21 protein-coding genes are annotated in these 21800 nt (G+C 34.9%); 11 read left to right on the top strand and 10 right to left on the bottom strand.

The window, feature by feature from the left end:
* Nucleotides 1-48: 48 nt before the first annotated feature.
* The 3 genes from VUJ46_RS07640 to VUJ46_RS07630 form a co-directional block, all read right to left on the bottom strand.
* A complete protein-coding gene (locus VUJ46_RS07640; RefSeq protein ID WP_326984396.1) occupies nt 49-540 on the bottom strand; it encodes a hypothetical protein in 492 nt (163 codons plus the stop codon).
* Nucleotides 541-810: 270 nt separating this feature from the next.
* Complete coding sequence (locus tag VUJ46_RS07635) at nt 811-1656, bottom strand: universal stress protein (RefSeq protein ID WP_326984395.1); 846 nt, start codon at nt 1654-1656, stop codon at nt 811-813.
* An 11-nt stretch (nt 1657-1667) separates the two neighbouring features.
* Nucleotides 1668-2126 carry a MarR family winged helix-turn-helix transcriptional regulator gene (locus VUJ46_RS07630; RefSeq protein WP_326984394.1) on the bottom strand — a complete coding sequence of 153 codons (459 nt, stop codon included), beginning with the start codon at nt 2124-2126 and terminating at the stop codon, nt 1668-1670.
* A gap of 238 nt (nt 2127-2364) precedes the next feature.
* Here VUJ46_RS07630 and VUJ46_RS07625 point away from each other — a divergent pair, with 238 nt between their 5' ends.
* The 11 genes from VUJ46_RS07625 (at nt 2365) to VUJ46_RS07575 (ending at nt 12494) form a co-directional block, all read left to right on the top strand.
* Nucleotides 2365-2943, top strand: coding sequence for a Crp/Fnr family transcriptional regulator (locus VUJ46_RS07625; protein WP_326984393.1), 579 nt, complete (start codon nt 2365-2367; stop codon nt 2941-2943).
* Nucleotides 2944-3058: 115 nt separating this feature from the next.
* Nucleotides 3059-3916: an SDR family oxidoreductase gene (locus tag VUJ46_RS07620; RefSeq protein ID WP_326984392.1), complete on the top strand. Its 858-nt coding sequence runs from the start codon at nt 3059-3061 to the stop codon at nt 3914-3916.
* Nucleotides 3917-4320: 404 nt separating this feature from the next.
* Entirely contained in the window at nt 4321-5322 is a 1002-nt protein-coding gene (locus tag VUJ46_RS07615) for a VOC family protein (protein WP_326984391.1), read from the top strand.
* A gap of 305 nt (nt 5323-5627) precedes the next feature.
* Nucleotides 5628-6071, top strand: coding sequence for a nuclear transport factor 2 family protein (locus VUJ46_RS07610; RefSeq protein ID WP_326984390.1), 444 nt, complete (start codon nt 5628-5630; stop codon nt 6069-6071).
* Between the two features lie 112 nt (nt 6072-6183).
* Complete coding sequence (locus VUJ46_RS07605) at nt 6184-6816, top strand: nitroreductase family protein (protein ID WP_326984389.1); 633 nt, start codon at nt 6184-6186, stop codon at nt 6814-6816.
* A gap of 31 nt (nt 6817-6847) precedes the next feature.
* Complete coding sequence (locus tag VUJ46_RS07600; protein WP_326984388.1) at nt 6848-7231, top strand: putative quinol monooxygenase; 384 nt, start codon at nt 6848-6850, stop codon at nt 7229-7231.
* Nucleotides 7232-7259: 28 nt separating this feature from the next.
* Nucleotides 7260-8225 (top strand): heme-binding domain-containing protein, encoded by a 966-nt coding sequence (locus VUJ46_RS07595; protein ID WP_326984387.1) that lies wholly within the window; start codon nt 7260-7262, stop codon nt 8223-8225.
* Nucleotides 8222-8692: a hypothetical protein gene (locus VUJ46_RS07590; protein WP_326984386.1), complete on the top strand. Its 471-nt coding sequence runs from the start codon at nt 8222-8224 to the stop codon at nt 8690-8692. The genes VUJ46_RS07595 and VUJ46_RS07590 overlap by 4 nt, the downstream gene beginning before the upstream one ends.
* A gap of 749 nt (nt 8693-9441) precedes the next feature.
* Nucleotides 9442-10578, top strand: coding sequence for a hypothetical protein (locus VUJ46_RS07585; RefSeq protein ID WP_326984385.1), 1137 nt, complete (start codon nt 9442-9444; stop codon nt 10576-10578).
* Between the two features lie 9 nt (nt 10579-10587).
* A complete protein-coding gene (locus tag VUJ46_RS07580; RefSeq protein ID WP_326984384.1) occupies nt 10588-11310 on the top strand; it encodes an SdiA-regulated domain-containing protein in 723 nt (240 codons plus the stop codon).
* A complete protein-coding gene (locus VUJ46_RS07575; protein ID WP_326984383.1) occupies nt 11307-12494 on the top strand; it encodes a porin in 1188 nt (395 codons plus the stop codon). Before VUJ46_RS07580 ends, VUJ46_RS07575 begins: the two co-directional genes overlap by 4 nt.
* A 405-nt stretch (nt 12495-12899) precedes the next feature.
* Here VUJ46_RS07575 and blaIND read toward each other — a convergent pair whose 3' ends face one another.
* From blaIND to VUJ46_RS07540, 7 genes are all read right to left on the bottom strand, one after another.
* Complete coding sequence (gene blaIND / locus VUJ46_RS07570; protein ID WP_326984382.1) at nt 12900-13634, bottom strand: IND family subclass B1 metallo-beta-lactamase; 735 nt, start codon at nt 13632-13634, stop codon at nt 12900-12902.
* A 467-nt stretch (nt 13635-14101) separates the two neighbouring features.
* Entirely contained in the window at nt 14102-14602 is a 501-nt protein-coding gene (locus VUJ46_RS07565) for an Imm43 family immunity protein (protein WP_326984381.1), read from the bottom strand.
* Between the two features lie 11 nt (nt 14603-14613).
* On the bottom strand, nt 14614-15387 hold the full coding sequence (locus tag VUJ46_RS07560; RefSeq protein WP_326984380.1) for an AHH domain-containing protein: 774 nt from the start codon (nt 15385-15387) through the stop codon (nt 14614-14616).
* A gap of 186 nt (nt 15388-15573) precedes the next feature.
* The gene (locus VUJ46_RS07555) at nt 15574-16089 is read right to left on the bottom strand and encodes an imm11 family protein (RefSeq protein WP_326984379.1); all 516 of its coding nucleotides are present in this window, start codon (nt 16087-16089) and stop codon (nt 15574-15576) included.
* 144 nt (nt 16090-16233) lie between these two features.
* Nucleotides 16234-16674 (bottom strand): AHH domain-containing protein, encoded by a 441-nt coding sequence (locus tag VUJ46_RS07550; protein ID WP_326984378.1) that lies wholly within the window; start codon nt 16672-16674, stop codon nt 16234-16236.
* A gap of 285 nt (nt 16675-16959) precedes the next feature.
* Entirely contained in the window at nt 16960-17475 is a 516-nt protein-coding gene (locus VUJ46_RS07545) for an imm11 family protein (protein ID WP_326984377.1), read from the bottom strand.
* A 6-nt stretch (nt 17476-17481) separates the two neighbouring features.
* A complete protein-coding gene (locus tag VUJ46_RS07540; protein WP_326984376.1) occupies nt 17482-21474 on the bottom strand; it encodes an AHH domain-containing protein in 3993 nt (1330 codons plus the stop codon).
* Between the last annotated feature and the right edge of the window lie 326 nt (nt 21475-21800).

Below are 21800 nucleotides of genomic sequence, written 5' to 3'. Positions count from 1 at the left end.
CATATTATTTTGACTTGCTAAAACTGGCAAGTCAAATTTTTTTTAAGCTTAAAAGTTCTTAATACCAATCATTTTTAAAGCAGCAGCGCTTAGATAAATATCCTGATCCGTTAAAGATTCCACATCTTTAAAAGTTGAGCACAGCATATCCTGTTTATTGAATGATAACTCAATTGCCGGATTGTACCTGGCGACAATTCTCACCACGGAGTAGCCGTTGTAGGCAACCTCAAAGCCTTCGAACAGGCATTTTTTCTCTGCTTTTTTATATAAATTATATTCGCCGAAAGAACTACTTGCATCGTGATCATCACTATTGTGTTTTATCGATTTCCAGCTCGTATAATTTTGCGGTTGTTTCAATGGTGTCCCATCGGAACCAATAGGAACAAACATTCCGAGTTGCAGGTCTTTTTTCAGAAATTGTGCGTAATTGATCATTAAATTAAGGGTCTGCAAATCGGCATATCCTTCATTAGAATAATAATCAATCACAAAAGTGGTCATAGGGATAAGCTTATAGAAAGCATTATTTGGCATATATAGAGTTCTTATTTCAAAACGCAAATATACAGGTTTGTACTTTTGGAATATCTCTAAATTAGGGGGAGGATCTCATCATGCGTTATCTAAACAGCCAAGGCCGTTTAAACTATTTCCGGCTATTAGGGCAGCTCATTATTCTTTTCTAAACGAAAATCTCTGGTATGCATTATACAAAGTAATGAAGCATGAAAGCCACACGATGGCATCATGTGGCATGTAGGGAGAAAATAATCCGGTTCAGAAAAATTACGATTAAAAAATCTTCTATTTTAAAATCATGACCGGTTTATTGATATTTTGATAGATAGCCTCTGTTACACTTCTATTCATTAAATAATACAGAAAACTGTGTTTTCCGGGCAGTGCAGTAATGATATCGACAGGATGCTCGGCAACAAACGACGAAATTCCTTTAATCGTATGAGGATCTTGCGAATAATAAATACTTGTAGAAATATCTGCAAAATTGTTGAAAATATATTTTTCGAGTTCCTGTTGCTTTTCCTGATCTAAATTTTCGTCTTTTTGGTAAATATGAAGCAGGCTAAGTTTTAAATGATTAATCTGAAGTCTTTCTTTAAATTTAGAAATCCTCTCTAGTTTGCCGATCTGGGTTATATCACAAGGAGCCAAAACGTTTTCAACTTTCGTGTAATGGTGATTATTAGGAATAATTAACGTTCTGATGGGGCTCGTTCTGGCAATTTCCACTATATTTTCTGAAACCAGGCTATCATCATTTTCATCATGTAAACCGGCACCCAAAACAATCAGTTCCACAGACGGATTTTCCCTTATAGATTCGTTGATGGTACGAAGAATGGAGGATCTGCTTAAGACAGTCGAAACGGTCACATCGGATGCTATTTCTTTTATGATCAAGCTTAAATTTCGCAATAAAGCTTCCGTATCTACCCGCACACTGTTAACATGATCTTCTGCAACTACAGAATACGGATCTGCGATATGAAGATAATCAAACATTGATTCATTGGAAACCATCAGCAAAATAATATGTTCATAAGCATACTGCTTTGCCCAGTTTGCTGCAAATTTTACAGCATTTTGGGTGGTTGCGCTTGCGTCTACGGGAATTAATATTGTTCTCATTTCAGTTGATTTTATAATTGCTCTAGATTATTTGTCATTTTTTTGATCAGGTCAAAAGCCTTTTTTATATCACTTTTTCTCGCGTCTCCGGCAGCCTGTTTATATAATTCCAAAATCCACGGATATACTCTTCCCATGACCTCGCTGCCTTTTTCGGTAAGGTAGATTTTTTTATTTCTGCGGTCTGTATGGTCTTCAGTTCTTACCACCAGTCCACGATGTACCAGATTATTGATGAGGTAGGTGACACTCGATTTATCCTTGCTGATCCGCTTAGCGATTTCCTGCTGATTGATACCGTCATTTCCCCGCCATATCAAACCTAATATTTCAAGCATTTCGTAGGAAAATGAAGCATCATATTCATTAATTTTTTCCTGTATCTTCTGCCTGAGCCTGGTCTTCATTTCTGTCATGGCAAAACCAAGACTCAGAGCCAGCTCGTCAGTATTGTCTTTTTCCTTTACCATGTTTTATATTTTGTTTTTCCTCTACCAAATATACCGAAAATTAGTTTGAATTAAAACTAATTAAAGACGATATTTTAAATACTTATTCATCTTCCCGTTAAAACTTTGGAAATATCACCTCCGGGGTTCATTTTACATTTTTTACGGGACAGATACAGAAAGAAAGGAAAATTAATATGTTTGAAAATAATCATTATTAAAGGGATTATAATTAAATTTGTTCTGAAACTGAAAATAAATGTTTGAAATCTTTCTAAAATACCTTACCGACAAAATAGAACTTTCTGATCAGGAAATCCAATTGATAGAATCTGTCTGTAAACCGAAAAAACTCAGAAAAAAACAATTCCTTTGTCAGGAAGGCGAGGTGTGGCATTATAATGCTTTTATTTGCCGCGGATTGGTAAAAACATTTTCTATTGCTGAAAACGGTTCCGAACATATCATCAATTTCGCTCCTGAAAATTACTGGACGGGTGATCGCGAAAGCCTTACCAACGGAACTCCATCCCGTTTAAACATCGACGCTATCGAGCCAACTGAATTAATCTTGATTGAAAAAGCAGACTTCGAAAAGCTATGTTCTGAAATTCCTCAGCTTAATCAAATGGTGAATCAGATCATTCAGAAAAGCTTTATTGTTTCCCAAAACCGTATTTTAGCAAATATCAGCTATTCAGCGGAAGAGAAATACAGCAATTTTCTCGAAAAATATCCGAATATCGTTAACAGAATACCTCAACACATGATTGCTTCATACATTGGTATTACTCCCGAAACCCTTACCAGACTGCGTAGAAACATGGTGAAGAAATAGTAACTACGAATTTCATTGATATTTGTTTGGATTTTTTTCAAGCTTTAGTCAATGGAAGAGGAGTGTTTGTTACCTCATCTTTGTCTTATTCAAAAACAATTAAAAATTTAATATAATGAAAAAGACAGTTTTTATCACAGGAACAAGTACAGGATTCGGAAAATTAACAGCCGTAACATTAGCAAAAGCAGGATATACAGTTATTGCAGGTATGCGTGGGATTTCAGGCAAAAATGAAACCGCAGCCAAAGAACTGGAATCTCTTCCCAATATAGAAGTCGTGGAAATCGACGTTACAGATGATCATTCTGTGACGAATGCTTTCGAAAATGTGTTGCGAAAACATGGTAAAATAGACGTGTTGGTCAACAATGCTGCCGTTTCAGGATCGGGATTGTTGGAAGCTTATAGTCTGGACAAGATCCGCCAGATGTTTGAAGTCAATTTTTATGGAGTTATCAGAACGTATCAGGCGGTATTGCCTTCTATGAGGGAGCATAAAAACGGATTGATTATCAATATCACTTCCGGAGCAAGTGCTCATACTTCACCTTTTATGATTCCTTATTTTGCCTCAAAATTCGGGGTGGAAAGTATTACCGAAGGTTTGCAGGATGAGCTGAAACAGTTTAATATCGAAAATGTTGCCATTCAGCCGGGAGTTTATCCTACAGAAATGAACACGGGAGCAAAAGCCGGAGTGAATGCCGATAAACCTGAGATTGGCAAAGAATATGATCCGATTGCTACAGAGCAATTCAATGCGGTTGGTGCTGCTTTATTTGGAAAAATGAAGGAGTTTAACATGAATCCTCAAACCATAGCAGACGGAATATTAGAACTTATCGAGATGAAGGATGGTTCGCGCCCTTTACGTTTTCCGCTGGATGCTTTTGCTCAGGGAACCGATCTGGAATTTATCAATGCTAGAGCCGAAATGAAAGCCAAATGGCTTGCAAAATATAGCGAATAATTAGATTTTTCAATAATAATTAAAAGGATGGAATGTTTGTATTTCATTCTTTTTTGTTTTTAAACGAATTCTTTTTAGTTTTCTGTTTGAAACTTTTTGACTTTGTGAAGTTGTGGTTCAGAAGATTTCTGATTCTATTTTATTTTTTTAGGAGCTATTTCCCGCTTTCACTACTCGCTTTTTTACAGTTTAGGCTCGGCGGCGAAGCCGCCGAGCCTAAACTGTAAAAAGAGCTCAAACATGCCGTTCAATCGGGGCTAAAAAGAAGTCATAAATTCAAACCCTATCCATTTCATTGACATTTGTTTGCTTTTTTTTCAAGCTTTTATCAATGGAAGAAGACCTCAAATTGGCTGAAATTTGCTTTATCAAAATAACAAAACAACAAAATAAAAAATAAAAAGATGAGCAATTTAAAAAAACAAATCAAAGCCAACGCAACAGCAGTAGCAAGCGCATTACTATTATCAACAGCCGTTTCTCAGGCAGATGCACAACAAAAAGCAGGAATTTTGGGAATCGATCATGTGGGAATCAACGTTCCGAATATGAATCAGGCAGTGAACTTTTTTACAGATGTTTTAGGTTTTTCAGCGGTAACCACTTTAGGTCCGATTCCTTTGGATGATGCCTGGAAAAAATCAAATCACATGCAGCCAAAAACAGGTCCGGTAACCATCAAAATGGTAAAAGCAGGAACAGGAGCCAACATCGAACTTTTCGAATATCAGGATAATAAAGGAAGCGATCAACAACCGGGAGGAGATGACATCGGAGCTAGCCATGTTGCTTTTTATACCAATGATATCAGCAAAAGTGTAGAATATCTTAAAAGTAAAGGTGTACAATTTTTAGGAGAACCATTTTTAATGCCGTCCGGTGATACAGAAGGGGAGAGTTGGGTGTATTTTGTGACACCCTGGGGTTCAAAAATGGAGCTGGTTTCTTATCCAAACGGAAAAGGTTATGAGAAAAAAAATCCGGCAACGATTTTATGGTCACCTAAAGATGTTGCTGAAAATCAAAATCAATCAGATTCAAAACCGCTTTCAGAAGCTGAAATAAAATCTTTGGTAGAAGGACATTTAGCCATCTGGAACGAAAAAGATCCTAAAAAACGTGAGTCTTTAATGGCAAAAGTATACGCTGATACTATCGAAATGGTAGACAGCCATTTTGTAGCAGTTGGGCACAAAGAAATCAACGGTTTTGTAGATGGATTGCAGCAGAAAAGTCCTCAATCTAAATTTTCACACATCAAAGCGATAGACGTTAATCATAACATTGCAAGATTGTACTGGCAAAACGGAACGCCCGAAAAACCGGATGCCGTAACCGGAATGGATCTCTTCGTTTTTGAAAACGGAAAAGCTGTTAAACTATATGTTTTTGTGGACAACAAATAATAAATTCTCTTATTTCCTAATAAAAATTAATCAAACTCAACTTTTGAGTCTATTTAAATATTCCAAAATCAATATTTATTTTTTGACGCAAAGATTTTATTTAAAGACTTAATTATTTAAGTGAGCAAAGAAGAATCAACAAGTTGATTTACTGAAGCTATATTTTCAAGCTTCGCGAAGCAAATTTTATTTGCCTTTGCTTTCTAAAAATAATGGATAAAATTGAATTAAAACTTTGCGTTTAAAAAAATAGAATAATAAAAATTTTAATCAAACTTAATCTTTAACATTTAAAATAAAATATTATGAAAGCATCAGTAATCAATCAAAATTCAGCCAACGAAACATTAATTCGTGAATTGTACAGAGTGGCAGAAATTCAGGATTCCAAAGCATTTGTCGAACTTTTTGCAGAAGACGGTTATTTCTGGGATGTCTCCGCCGGAACTAAATATTATGGTGAAGATATCGGTAAAACTGTGGATGTGTATGCAACGGCATTTCCGGATATGCACAGAGAATTGTACGATTTATATGTGTTGGAAGACGAAAATACGGTTGTGGTAGAACTTTCTCTGAACGGAACGCATAAAGGCCCTTTACAGCTTCCTTCCGGAACGATAGAACCAACAGGAAAAACCATCGAAGTGCCTTGTTGTGATGTCTTCAAAATCGAAAACGGAAAAGTAAAATCTTTCCACTGTTATACTGCCGGAACGATTCTAATGGGACAACTGGGATTGTTTTAATTTGTTGGAAGCCTGAAGTCAGAAGCTGGAAGAATAAACAGTTTGAATGTTAACTTCCAGCCTCTAGCTTCCATCTTCCAGCCATACAAATTCACGTAATCAAATAAAATTCATGGAAAATATTACAGAACTTCTGAAATGGAGATACGCCACCAAAAGAATGAACGGAGAGAAAGTGGCTCCTGAAAAAATCAATAAAATTCTGGAAGCGGCTCATTTGGCTCCGTCAGGGATTGGATTGCAGCCTTACGAAATCATCGTGATCAGTGACCCTGAGATTAAAAAGAAAATCCTGCCGATCGCGATGAATCAACAGCAAATTGTAGAATCATCCCATCTTTTGGTTTTTGCGGTTTGGGATGAATATACAAAGGAAAGAATTGATCACGTTTTTGATCACTTAATTTTAAAACAAAATAAAAAGCCTGATTCTTACGCCAATCAGAGGAATTTTGCCAAAACTTTCTTCGGAAATATGAGTATTGAAGAAAATTTTCATCATGCTGCAAAACAGGCGAATATCGCATTAGGTTTGGCTATTGTTGCCGCGGCTTCTGAGGATGTAGATTCTACGCCGATGGAAGGTTTTGATCCTGCTGCTCTGGATGAATTTCTGCAACTTTCTGAAAAAGGTTTAAGAAGTTCCATGTTACTGGCATTGGGATATCGCGATCAGGAAAACGACTGGAATCTTAAACTGGAAAAAGTGCGCAAACCTTTCGAGGAGTTTGTTACTTTTCTGTAAAAAAAAATCAATCAATTTAAATAAAAATAGTATGAATAATTCAATAAAAAAAGGCACGTCAAACAGCCACGACAAAACAGAAACGACCGGTATTACGGTAAGCGCTTATTATAAAGTTCATCCCGAAGACCGACAGATTTTCATTGATGCTGTTATCCCTGAAATGACCGAAGCCAATAAACTCGAAGGCTGTATTTATTACGCTTTTTCACAGGATTTAACGGATGAAAATACATTCCATTTGTTGGAAGGCTGGAGAGATCAGGAAGCGTATGAGCGACATGAAAATTCGGAGACCTTTTTGCATGCATTAAGTACTGTTGTTAAAAATGTGAGGATCATTGATCGTGAAGGGGTTCGTTATGATGTTTCAAAAATGCATGTAGATGATCCCCGCGGAAAAGTTTCATCATAAATTGAGAATTAATTTTTAAATTCATACAATGAAAAACACCAATAAACTGATATGGATTTTACTTGTTGGGTTTCTGCTCCTTCAGTTTTTCAGACCGGAAAATAGTAATGAAGGAAAGAAAACACAAGATCTTGCCAATGTTCCGAAAGAAGTGAATAATATTCTTCGAAATTCTTGTTTCGATTGCCATTCTTCGGAAGCTAATCTCCGATGGTATGATAAAATAACGCCGGCGAATTTTTTGGTTGATTCTCACATTAAGGAAGGTCGTAAGGCATTAGATTTTTCTCAGTGGAATTCTTGGCCAAAAGCACAGCAGAGTTCTACAATGTATTATGCCATCAACAAAGTTTTATCCGGAGAAATGCCTCTGCCCAGTTATGCGATGGTACATTCTTCTACAAAATTAAATGCTCAGCAAGTCAAAGTGTTGAAAGATTATGCTTTATCGATTGCAGCAGTGAAAAATCCGACAGTGGGTACGTTGCAATCTCCTGTAAATCCACAAAATATAGCACCTGAAGCATTAAAAAATAGTAATGTTAAAGCTTCTCTTAACGGACTGGCTTATATTCCGGATTATAGAAACTGGAAAGCCATAAGCACAACAGATCGATTTGATAATGGAACGATGCGGATTATTTTCGGAAATGATGTTGCCGTAAAAGCGATTCAGGAAAATAAGATTAATCCTTGGCCGGACGGAACTTCTTTTGCCAAAACAGCGTGGAAACAGCATATAAATCAGGATGGAAGTATTTCTACAGGAGATTTTATTCAGGTGGAATTTATGGTAAAAGATGCTAAGAAATATGCAAAGACAAAAGGCTGGGGCTGGGGAAGATGGAAAGGAAATGATTTGAAGCCTTATGGCGAAACGCCCGATTTTGATAAGGAATGTATTGAATGTCATAAGCCAGTAGCCAGCAGAGATTATGTTTTTACGTCTCCTCTGTATTTAATTTCTCAACTTAAAAAAATTCAGACAAAATGAAAAACTATAGTTTGTATTTTATCTTTGCATTCCTCATTTCGTGTGGCGAAAAACCTAAGGAATTAGTCAATGTTGGCGCATCATTTCAGCAAAGTGAAGAGTTGAAAGAAAATCCTCTGCTGATGCATCCCATCACCTCATCTATTCAACCCAAAGACAGTACGATGTCAACTTTATATGGAAATGATATTGCTTTTATGTATGCTCAAAAAAATAGCGGATCAGATTACCCTGAGAATGCAGTTTTATATGAAGTTACGTGGCAACAAAAACCGGATGAGTTATGGTTTGGAGCCCATGTTCCGAAAGAAATAAAATCGGTTGAGAAAATAACTTTTAATGATAATCATTCTTCTGAATATGAAATGTTTGAAGGAAAACCTCTGAAAATAAAAAGTCTGGATGCAGATTGGAAAAACAGGAGAAAAGATACCGTTTTGTCACAAAGAAAAGCTGTTTCTCCATAAAGTTTCCGGTTCTAAGGGTAACAATAGTAAGGATTCTACCGCATAAAAGAGGCTGTCCAAAAAGTTTGGGCAGCTTCTTTTTATTTCTGATTTATCTACTTTTTTCACCACTGAAAAGAATCAGTCCCAAAACTTGGGGATTTGGCAAAAAGTTCAGATCGTTTGAAAGTTAAAATAGGAATTTAGAGTCTGTTTAAAATTTTACCGTTTTATTTATTATCCTTAATGAAGTTGATCTTTGCTCAATTTTGATGCTCTTTTGAGCGTATTTTTCACTTCCTATTTTTGATTTAGCCCGCTAAATCTGCAAACACGAAGCAAAAAATCCATCTCAAAATAGCTATAAAAATTTTTGGCAATAAAATTTAAACAACCTCTTAATTTTTATTTCCTGCGGATACACAGATTTTTACCGATGATGCTGTTAATTTAATGTCAGTCATTTTCCGCGATTTGTAGGGAACAATATATTTTGAATCTTACAATTGCGCCTCAAATTTTGTAACCGATCCACTGACAAACTACGTGGATTTATTTTTTTGTTAGAAATCGTCTTTAGTTTCCGTTTCTTCACACGAAGCCAAGATCGGCCCCAAGACAGCTTATAAACTATTAAAAATCCTGTAATGGCCAAGCCTTTTCTGATATTTTAATTTTTTTTTAATCAAATCTTTATTTATTGTTAATCGTATATCAACAAATAGTTAACACGAGAGCCTTTTATTTGTGCAATCGATTAAACAAAGATTATGCGGAAATTTTTTATCTATTTATCATTATGTTTTGCCGTGAGTTCATGTGTTGAAGACCGTGATATTTCCAATGGCGACGACAGCTTTGTCAGCAATCCGGATGCTGAACTTATCCATTACTGGAGTTTTAACAATACTTCAACCCCTAACACACTGGCTTCAACCACTTTTACAAAAGTAACGGGCGCTAAAATTGACTATTTAGGGAGTTATTATGATGATGTTTCAGAAGGAAGTTCTATTAATTTAAGAGAGAATGAAGAATCGGGATCTGCATTAAGATTGAGAAACCCTTCCGGGGATTTTATCATAAGTATTCCCTCAACAGGATATAAAGATGTGGTATTTAATTTTGTAACCACAAGAACGTCTAACGGACCGGCACAGCAGACAGTTTCTTATTCAACGGATGGAACTACGTTTACCACGGCAGGCTTAACCAATTATGAATATGGAGTGACCACCGACTTTTTAAGACATCAGATTGACCTGTCAGGAATACCGGAAGCTGATGATAATGCGCATTTAAAAATTAAGATCAGCTTTTCCGGAAATATAACGGGGGACGCGGGAAACTCAAGATTTGATAATATAACTTTAGACGGTATACCTACCGGGGCAGCACAACCTTCAAAGCTGGAATTTTTACATTACTGGAATTTTAATGATGCTTCTTCCATTACTTCCTTAATCGCTCCTAATCTTGGGAACGGATCTTTATCATATGCCGGAAGTTATTATGACGATACCGAAGGAACGGATAAAAATACACTTGATAATGACCCCGCAGGAACTGCCCTGAGAGTAAGGAATCCTTCAGGTGATTTTATAATGAATATTCCTACTACAGGGCACACGGATATTAAAGTAAAATATGCAGCTATGAGAACGGGATCCGGATCGTCCACGCAGTCGGTTTGGTATTCTACGGACGGAACAAACTTTATCAATTCCGGAATGATCTTCAATATAACCACAGATTTTACTGTATTTGAAATTGATCTTTCTACCGTGTCAGGCGTTAATAATAATCCCGATTTTAAGCTGAAAATTGCTTTTGATACGGCAAGCGCAACAGCATCTTCAGGAAATAACAGAATCGATAATTTAACAGTAGAAGGCTACACCTTATAAGAATCAGCAATGAGAAAATATCTATTGACACTATTATTTCTGTCTGCTTTATCACCATTGGAGGCACAGAAAATTAAGACGTTAACACCCTTTGAAAAAATAAACATCCGCGTACCTGAGCCTTCGGACATCGTATTGCATCCCGATGGAAATTCCTTTTTTATTGTAAGTGATAACGGCTATCTCTTTGAAACCGATTTAAAAGGAAATATTATTAGAAAAGCCGATTATAAAGGATTGGACAATGAAGGCGTCTATGCTGATGAACATTATGTATATGCCGTTGAAGAATTTTCAAGAGCGATCGCTGTTTTAGATTTAAAAACGCTGAAGCTTGAAAGAAGAATTTATATTCCCTACAGTGGGGGACGAAATTCCGGCTATGAAGCAATGACTTTTAATAAAGCGAAAGGGAAGTTTTTATTATTTACAGAAAAAAATCCTATCTATCTTATCGAACTTGATCCTGATTTTAAGGAATATAACCGAATCGATATCAGCGAACTCTCCAGGGATGTTTCTGCGGCTACTTTTTACCATGATCATCTCTGGATTCTGGGCGATGAATCAATGACTCTCTACAAACTGGATCCCAACACGTATGAAAAGTTGGCAGAGTGGAAACTCCCGATCGTAAACCCCGAAGGTATGACTTTCGACAGGCAGGGTAATCTTGTCATTCTATCCGATGATATGCAAACGATGTATTATTTTAAAAACCCAGAACAATGATTAATAAAAAATATATAACTTATTCTTTTCTCGGACTGTTACTCTCAGCAAACTCCTATGCCCAGTTCACCATTTCCAATGGAAAGCATATGATTGAGATTTCAGGTTCCGTTTCCGGATATTATAATCACAGGCTGATTAATGCAGATAGTGATAATCAAAGCAAAAATAAAGATCGTTTTAAGCTAAGAGATGCGCAACTGAAGATTGACGGAAGAATTGAAGACACCTGGGAGTATGAACTGCAGGTAGATTTTGCCGATTTGGCAGCCGGAAATTCTGGTTTGATAGATCCCGAAAATCCCGGACTGATGGATGCTTCGGTAACTTATAAAGGTTTGAATTTTATGAACATAAAAGCAGGGTACTCAAAACTTCCTTACTCGAGAGGATCAATGGAACCTTTTTCTTATTCTCCCTATTGGCAGAGAGCAGAGCTTGTTCGTGGCGATTTATTCAGCAGAAGAGATGTAGGAGTTACCCTGTCATCTGATTTCTGGAAGCAAAGAGTGAATGTAACAGGAGGAATCTATACAGGAATGGGGGAGATGTCTCTGAAAGGGGATAATGACAGCAGTGGAAATCCTGAATTTGTAGGAAGGGTAGACTTTGCATATCCTACGAGATACAGAAACAGAGATGTGGACGACAGGCATTCTCCGGTTCCAATGTTCAATATCGGAGTGAATGCCAGATATGCTAATAAAAGGCAGGCAGAAGGACGAACACTGCCAGAGAACTCAGAAGGTGAGTATGGATGGAAAATTATTAACGGCCAAAAGCTGGTGTATGGTTTCGATGCAAGCTTTCAGTATAAGGGGTTCTCAGGACAGTTTGAATATCACAGGATCAAAGGCGAGCCACAAAATGCAAGTGATCCTCTTTTTCAGGGGCTTACCTACGACAAAACAAAAGGCTATGTACTGGCAGGAGGATATTACGCGCAGTTGAATTATTTTGTAAAACCATGGAATACTATTTTATCAGCCCGATATGAAAGATTGAATCTTAATGATCTGGCAACCGGATATTCCGAGAGGTTTTCTCCTGCTATTGCTTATCAGATTAAGGGATATGATGCAATGGTTAAATTTCAGTATTTTAATATTTTAAAAGAAGAAAGTATTGATCCCTTACGGTGGAAGGAGCAATTCAGGTTAGGATTTGTTTTTAATTTTAAATAGACCCATTAAGGATGTAAAGCCTATTTTACATCCTTTTTTTTTCTCTTTATGACATTTTTGCATTATTTACAAAAGCTTCAGTAATACCTTGGACCAATCCATTCATTTGCTGCTCAATCATTTGCTGACTTACAGATTAATCCGTGTTGCCGCACGATTGCATCCTATGGTTGCAAATTATCTTCTAAAATATCAGCCAATCTACAGCGACAAAACTTGTCATCACAACTTATCAATTAAGATAAAAAACTGTCCAAAATAACTTTTTAACTTACACAGTTAGTGAAACACTACCGGACTAAAATGAATTAGTCCTCTTTTATTTTTAACAAATCAGTGTAAACTGGCGTATAATTACCTAAATATTTTAAAAAAAGGTTTTGGTAAAAATATCTGTTTACTTCTTTATTGCTGGCTTTTGTGCTTATTGAGTAAATCCAGAGTATGCTCTACATGGCCGCCGCCTTTCCATTCGTCATGTCCTGGGATGATCATTTTTGCATCCGGATATTTCGTCTGTACATTCTTTATCGTTTGTGGCCATTCCTCTACATTGGCTTCGCCAGTAAATCCCATATCTGTAGCTGAACTGCTTTTTACAAGGCATCCACCATCAAGTATTTTATATTGCGGAAACCAAACGACAACATTGTCGACCGTATGTCCTTCACCCAGAAAGTCAACTACAAATTTTTGCCCTCCGATAGTGTATGTTTTTCCGATTTTTATAATCTCTGTAGATGTTGCTTTGCCTTCTTTTTTCAGGATCTCATTTGTTTTTGAGGAAGCATACGTTTTAATTCCTTTTTTAGTGTAAAAACTAAAATCTCCAGCTCTATCGTCATGCGAGTGCGTGGCAAAAACTGAGATAACAGGAAGATGGTGGCGCTTTTTTATGGTATCCATAAGACTTTGATATTGGCTTTTTTGCCATGGAGAATCAAATAAAACGACTCCTTTTTTTGTAACCAGATATAAAGCATTACTGGAATATTCTTTTCCTCCAAAGACCCCGAAAGTTTTATAGATGTATAGATTGGGACTCACAGGCTTTTCAATTATAAAATCTTTTACCTGAGCATGGATTAAGGTGCCTAAAAATAGAAATAAGACAATCAATGCATTGTTTTTTCTCTTCATAATATATCATTTTAAATTTAACCAGAATATAAGAGATGCTCAATAATAACCATTCAGCCCGGTGTAAAAACCGATACTGATACAAGGTATTTATTTTTTTCACTTGACAAAAGTAAATTTGTTTTTTTTTAATACAGCACTACAAGTGTACTTTAGTTTTTATGTATTTGTAATCCTTATCCTTATCATTTAATTTGAAAACATTTGTGTACTTTTGAGTATATCGTTTTATCTTCTGTTTTTAGATAAGTTTTTTTACGTAGTTGAAATTAGTTCAAATATTTAAAAAATAAAACTAAGACTTTTTGCTGAAAAACTTATCCATTGATTTGCCAATAAAAACCCAAGGATTAACGCTTCCGTAGAGATAAAATTTAAATACTTTTACAACAATTTTAAGGCTTAGGCTAAGCTTTAAATAAAAAACCGAAACTCTAAAAAGTTTCGGTTTAATACAATTTTATTTTTCACTCAATTTCCACAAATTTTATTCCGTGGAAATTTTTACTTTCTATCTCTTGTTTCATTTTTTCATTTACTGCGATTCTTAATTTCAAGCCTTTTATTTGAAAAAAAAAGTTATTAAAGTCATCCTTAATTTTTAATTTGTTTATTTTTCTTATCAAACCTTGAATTATAACAATATCAGATTTTTCGTAATCAATACAATCTTCATTTTGGGTAAACTTTAAAAGATAAAAATCTTTTCTCTGGTGATTTTCTTGTGAAATAGTAATAGGTATAAAATTTACATTTTTGATATTCATTGACTCTATGAAGTCTTTAAATTTTTGAGAGAAAACATTCATTCCAGAAGTGATATAGTCACTATCATTCATTCCAATATAAGGAATTGTTTTTAGCTTTGATTCTTTACCTTCTTGTAATAATTCCAAAGATTGATGGTATTCAAATGTTATCATTATATCTCCTTCGCTGTAATCTCTTTCTAAAAAAAAATTGCTCATATTTATTGGTATTATCTTAATATTTTTAAATTGCCGTTCCCTGTTAAAGTATGTAATATTGCTTTTTGTTCTTCGATAAAATTAAAAAACTCTTGCTTAGTAAATGCTTTTTCCTGCTTACTCATTGTATTAAATCCTTCAAAAATTTCATTCAATCTGTTTTTTACTTGTAAGTTATAGTCAGGATGTGTTTGATGCTTAGCTCTCTTCCAGAAATCAATCGGTATTTCAGAATCTTTTAAAGTGTTTTTTGCATTTTCTACTACTTCATCAAACTCTCTTACAGGCGGAAGCATTGTTCCATTAAAAGCTTCATCTAAATTAATTCCCAATTCGTCAAACACTTTACCAAACTGTATTTCCATCTCTTTAGGTACAATATGATGAGCTTCATAACGAGAAGGGAAAGCTTCTTCTGGAAGTAATCCCTTTTTATTTCTATCCTTTATTTCTTTTTTAATAGCAGATTTCAATTTAGCTAAAGCACTTGCTGATGGTGAACTCAATTGACTATTTATTTTTTTACTTTTTTCAGCGGCTGATAACATATCGTCTGCATCTATCTTTTCTATTCTTTTAAATATCTTTTTATTTTTATCAATAGATTGAGCTGCCATATCTCTAACTTTTCGGCTTCCGCTAAATCCAGAACCTCCTATGTCTTTTCCTAAAGGTGATACAATTTCAATATCTTCTTGACCAATGAGTCTTGCCTGTATTCCATCTACTTCAAGTTTATCTCCTACTTTTTTACCTTGTGATAATTCGTCATCTATATGTTTCACTTCACCACTCGCCAGTAAACCCCAAGGATTAAAGCTTCCGTAAAGATAAAATTTAGATCCTTTGACAACAATTTTAGAACGTTTTGCTAAGTTTTTAGTTAAATTTCAAGATGTTAAAAACGCCACAAAAAAAATAAATTTTGTGGCGTTTGGTTTTTAAAAAGACATTTTCAAAAATAATGTAAATTAAAAAGTGAATTTTTCAATAGGAACAAATTCAAAACCTTTTAAGCCATAATTAATCATTTTATCTTTCAAACTCTCATTTATAAATATTCTTGAAAGATTTTTAATAGTAAAAATATCTTCATTAATATCAGTTTTTAATACCATTTTATCTACTCCTCTTATTATCTTATCACTTAAAACGAAAAGTTCCGATTTTTCGTAATCTATGCAATCAAGTTCAATGTTTATCTTCATCAAGTAAATATTTAATGGATCGTCAGTATCTTTGCTATATATTACAGTGGGAACAAAACTAACATTTTCACCACATTCTTTTTTAAAAAACGACATAGCATTATAAGATACTCCAAAACCTCCAAGTGAAATATAATCTGTACTATTTTTACCTTGATAATATATCTTAGAGATTCTTGGAGTTTTTCCTTCCGACAATAATTCTAATGGTCCCTGTTGCTCAATATTAACGTAAATGTCGTCTTCGTTAATCTCGTGTCTTAGCAAATAATAACTCATATTTTTTTATTATTTTAATATTATCAAAGTATTTTCAGCAGTTAATGTTTCTAGCCAAGTTTTTCTTTCTTTTATCACCTTATAAAACCTTGTCTTTACTAATTCTTTCTCGCTTTTAGATAAATTTTCAAATCCTTTAAATATCTAACTTAAATCTTCTTTTATCATGTCATTATATTGAGGATGCGACTGATACTTGGCTCTATTCCAAAAATTAGCAGGAATTTCAGAATCTTTTAAGGTATTTCTGGCTTTTTCTACAACTTCATCAAATTTGTGTACAGGAGGAAGCATAGTTCCATTAAATGCTTCATCTAAATTAATTCCTAATTCATCAAATGCTTTACCAAAATAAATTTCCATTTCTTTAGGTACAATATGATGAGCTTGATAATCAGAAGGCATAGCTTCTTCTGGTAATAATCCTTTTTTATTTCTATCTTTTATTTCTTTTTTTATAGATGATTTTAATTTATATAAAGCACTTGCTGATGGAGAACTCAATTGACTATTCTGTATTCCATCAACTTCAACTTCATCTCCTAATTTTTTACCTTTGGCTAATTCATCTGATATTTCTTTCATTTCTCCACTCGCCAGTAAAACCCCAAGGATTAACACTTCCGTAAAGATAAAATTTAAATACTTTTACAACAGTTTTAAAATATTTAGCTAACTTTAAAATAAAAAACCAAAGCAAAATTGTTTTGCTTTGGCATAATTAATTATTTTTGACCTATAATCTTTATCGGATTTTTAGGACGGGACATAAAATTTGATTTTTTGAGATAAAATTTAAATTCATATCAGATCTTACAACATAAATATTTATCAATTAAATTCAATTTCGTGTTCGATCAGTTGTTTATTCTAGAACTTGTAATTTTCATCTATTAAAGTAAAACTTATGCCTTTTATGTTATTTTTTTCCATTTCGTCCTTCAGTTCATTGTTAACAACTATTTCATAATCGTAGCCCTTAATAAGAAAGAATTTTGCATTAAAATCTTTTTTGAAATATATCTTGTTTATTTCTCTAATTTTATCAAGAATTATTACAACATCTGATTTTTCATAATCAATACAATCTTCTGTATTAGTAAATCTAATAGAGAAAGCACTTAACTTTTTATTCTTTTTATTTAAAAAATCAATAGAAACAAACTCAATATTAGGAATTTTATTTATTTCCAAAAAATTTTTAAAATCATTAGAAACTACATGACCTGTTATTGAGTAATAATCTGTTTCATTTTTTCCTACAAATGGTATTTTTTTTAGTTTAGAATCTTTATTATCTCTTAATAATTCTATGCTATCACCATATTCAAAAGGAATATATATGTCTCCTTCGTTAATAATATGTTTTAAAAAATAATATTTCATAATTTTTTATCTTAAAATTCGTAAATCGCCACTTTCAGTTAATATATGCAAAATTTCTTTTTGTTCACTCACTAACTTATAAAACTTATCCTTAGCAAATGCTTTTTGTTCTAAATTCATTTTATTAAAATCTGAAAATATTTTTTTCAATTCAACAGAAATTTGCTCATTATATCGTGGATGTGACTTATGTTTAGCCCTATTCCAAAAATTAGCAGGAATTTCAGAGTCTTTTAAAGTGTTTTTTGCATTTTCTACTACTTCATCAAACTCTCTTACAGGCGGAAGCATTGTTCCATTAAAAGCTTCATCTAAATTAATTCCCAATTCGTCAAACACTTTACCAAACTGTATTTCCATCTCTTTAGGTACAATATGATGAGCTTCATAACGAGAAGGGAAAGCTTCTTCTGGAAGTAATCCCTTTTTATTTCTATCCTTTATTTCTTTTTTAATAGCAGATTTCAATTTAGCTAAAGCACTTGCTGATGGTGAACTCAATTGACTATTTATTTTTTTACTTTTTTCAGCGGCTGATAACATATCGTCTGCATCTATCTTTTCTATTCTTTTAAATATCTTTTTATTTTTATCAATAGATTGAGCTGCCATATCTCTAACTTTTCGGCTTCCGCTAAATCCAGAACCTCCTATGTCTTTTCCTAAAGGTGATACAATTTCAATATCTTCTTGACCAATGAGTCTTGCCTGTATTCCATCAACTTCAAGTTTATCTCCTACTTTTTTACCTTGTGATAATTCGTCATCTATATGTTTCACTTCTCCACTTGCTAGTAAAACCCAAGGATTAACGCTTCCGTAAAGATAAAATTTAAATCCTTTTACAACAATTTTAAATCCTTTAAATTTAAAACGTTTCGCTAAGTTTTCACCTAACTCGTCTAAATTTTTAGCACCTTTAGCTATTCCTTTTCCTATCCCCTGAACAAAGAACTTCGCTTTACCAGCCTGTTTTACAAACCCTTTTCCGGTAGCAACAAGAGCATTTTTTCCGGCTTTCAAAGTGCTTTTCGCTCCCGTTTTGGCTAAGTTAACCACTCCTTTCACTCCGCCTTTAGCTGCTGTTTTTAATACTTTAAACAATGCGGCAGAATCGAATAAAAGTATGAAAATTAATTCAACTAAAATAATCCCGATTGCTCTTGCTAAAGCTTTTCCTGCGGTAGCTGTTTTTCCTAGCCAACCATCAGTCATAAATGTTTTGAAGAAACCACTCGCTTTTGCAATAGCTTGTGCCATCATTATAGTAGCAAAGATTTCCAGAGCAGGAGGAATAAGTGAGAAAATGGCTCCAGCTGTGAGAATCGCCAATGCAGTGATTCCGAGAACAATTGCTGCTCCTATGCCAATATATTTCCATTTATTTTCTGCCCAGTTTTTCTTAATTCCTGCCCACATCTGTTCTTTTAGATAATACATACGAACCAAAGGAGTCCAAGGACCAACCAATTTCATATCTTCAGGCATTGAACTTTCCGTCGCCGCGTTTTTACCGGAAGCACTGTCTGTATCTGTACTTGGTGGTGATTGATTATTTTGGTAATTGATAAACCAATCGGCCTGAGCATAAGAATCAGCAGGAATGTCTTGTTTTTCTGCGGTGCTTGTTTCTCCTTGCATATCTTCTGAACCAGCAGCAGATTGTTTAAATAGATCAAGGGTATTGTTATTGTTTCCGAAATTAATTTCACCGTTGCTGTCCTGTAATTGTGAAAGAATTTCAGGGCTCAATTCCATATTATTTGTTTGTGGCTCAACATGAAAATCTTCTTCATTGTAAGAGTTTTTACCCAACAAATCAGAATATTCTGAATCTGATGCTGAACCAGATAGCTCAGGCATTACTGTTTTTTCAAACGGTAATGGCCTCGTGACATCCATTCCCAGGAACTCTTCGGAAATTTGTCCCATAAAATTATCAGGCATTACCATAGCTGAACTTACTAAATTCGCCAAACCTTCCATTATTTTTATAATTCCAGCCACAATAAAATTGACAGCATCGAGAATGAGATTGTAAAAATCCTGTAACGCTCCAATCAATTGATCAACAACATCAGCCAGAAAATCAATGGCTGCAACAACTGCTTTTTTGAAGGCCTCAAACGTTTGATTTACGAATTTTTCGGCGACAGCAACGAACTTATCTATTTTAGCTTTCAGTCGGTCTCTGATACCAGGAAACGCTGCCAACGCAATATCCAGGAAGCCTTTTAATAAAGAGGCAAACGCTTTGATAAGATTTACAATTGCTTTTCGGGCCAGCTCTAATGCAGCTAATACAAGTGTTTTAGCAGCATCAAAAATAGCTTTTACCGCTTTTCTGAGTGCGGTGAAAATAATATTCAAAGCATCTTTAAGGGCATCAATAAATTGTGAAACTTTGTCGGACACCCAACCGAAGAAACCTCCGCTTTGTTTATCCATTTCAGATTTTTTATTTTTTGCTTTGGTGTCAGCAGCCGTTTTTTCTTTGAGAGCAGCTTTGTTGGCTGTATCAATATGCCCCTGAGCAGTAGTTTCACCTTTGCTTTTTTCTGTTTTTATATTTCCAAGAGTAGCTTTCGCATGGTCACCTGATTTTTTTGCAAAATCTGATTCTGTTTTATCAAGTGCGCTTTGCCATTCAACTCTTGAATGGTGAACATCCGTCTGGGCATCTTTCACCGATTTTCGCTGCTTCTCCTGAGACTGTTTTTTTTCTGTCCCGATCTGCGCTTCGGTTGCCTTTTCCTGTGCAAGTACTTTTTGATTATGCTCCAACTCGGCAGCCTGATACTTCTCGTTTTCGGCTCCTATTTTGGAATGAATCATCGGTTCAAACTGAGCGTTAATGGTAGCTTCATCCATACCATCCATTTTCAGGGTATCAAGAGGTTTCTTTTTAACCGCTTTAGAGTTTATTTTGCAGGAAGACTTTAACATTTCATCATTCGGTTTCTTGATGATGTTGTGTTCGCCATGATCTTTATGAATGTCTTTTGCTGCCTGATTCTTTTTAATCGTCAAATCTTGTGCAACATCGTTTCGTTCAATGGACAGGTTTTCTGTATCCGCTTCTCCCGTAAGATCTACATATGCATTTTGCTGCATGGTTGTCGGAATGGCAGAAGTATTTAATGTGACGGATTTTAGCTCATGGAGAGCTTGTTTTTCAAATCCTGCATTTTTATTTTCGGCTTTGCTGAAAGAGTAGCTGGTTTTTTTCAACGGTTCATTCTGAGGAAATGAAATTTCTTTTGATTTCGGTTGCTGAGCAACAGATTTAACCGTTTTTTTGCTTGACTTTGTAACTGTTTTATCCGTGGTTGTTTTATTTTTAGAGACAGCTCCGGAGAAAGCACTTCCTGTTTTTGCATTTACTTTTGGAAGCTGATGGGTTGCTTTTTCTGTTTGGCTGTTTAAAAGAGCTGTGCTGTTATCTTGAACGGTATTAAAACGCTCTGCCAATTGGGTAGCTGAAGAATTAGAGAGGTCTGCCAGTGATAAATCTGCGTCGCTGATTTTATTGGTTGCATGGCTACTTTGTTTAGCTTCTTGTTCCTTTTTATTTTGTTGATGGGCTTCAGCCTGTTCTTCCATGGTTTTAGGAAGGTAAGTTCCCGATTTTAACTGATGATAATCGGCTATCTGATCAATGCTTAAACTGGCTATATACTTTTTCTCAGCCAGCTGGGTATCCGGATGATTGATATCTGAGGTTTCGGATAAACTTTGCTGAAACCGCGTATACATAATCTGTGAACCCTGATCATAAATGGTTTGCGAACCATGAACGGGAGCGATCATGCCATTGAGACCCATCCGATTAGGGTTAGGTAATCCGGTCTGTGCCGACGACTCTCCGGATTTTTGTGTTTGGGAATGAGCCATATCCACTTCAGATAAAGGAATTACCGCCGGCATTTTCTGCCTTTGCTTTTTATTCTGGTTCTGATGGGATTTATGGTCTACATCTACAGGTTTTGCTGCTTTCATAGGCTTGTTTTTTTCTAGTTAATATTTAGGTTTTAAGGCTGGATGACGGAAGAGGTGGGGGAGGTGAATGTTGAATCGTGAATTTTGCTTTGCAAGTCAATTTTTCGTCTGGTTAAGGTTGACCATTGACTCGAAGAAATTCACCATATCAATATGTATGGTGAATCGTGAATTTTGCTTTGCAAGTCAATTTTATGTTTGTTTAAGATTGACTATTGACTCGAAGGGGTTGACTGTTAGCTACTTGTCTGGTAAAGGACATTTTGCTGTTCATCATGGCTTCCTCCACTTGGCTCTTTTTACTTTTACCTTTTTACTTTTGCTGG

The sequence above is a fragment of the Chryseobacterium sp. MYb264 genome (assembly GCF_035974275.1).
GTDB lineage: Bacteria > Bacteroidota > Bacteroidia > Flavobacteriales > Weeksellaceae > Chryseobacterium.
Note: the sequence above shows the minus strand (reverse complement) of the source record. Positions and strands in the feature narration are given on the sequence as shown.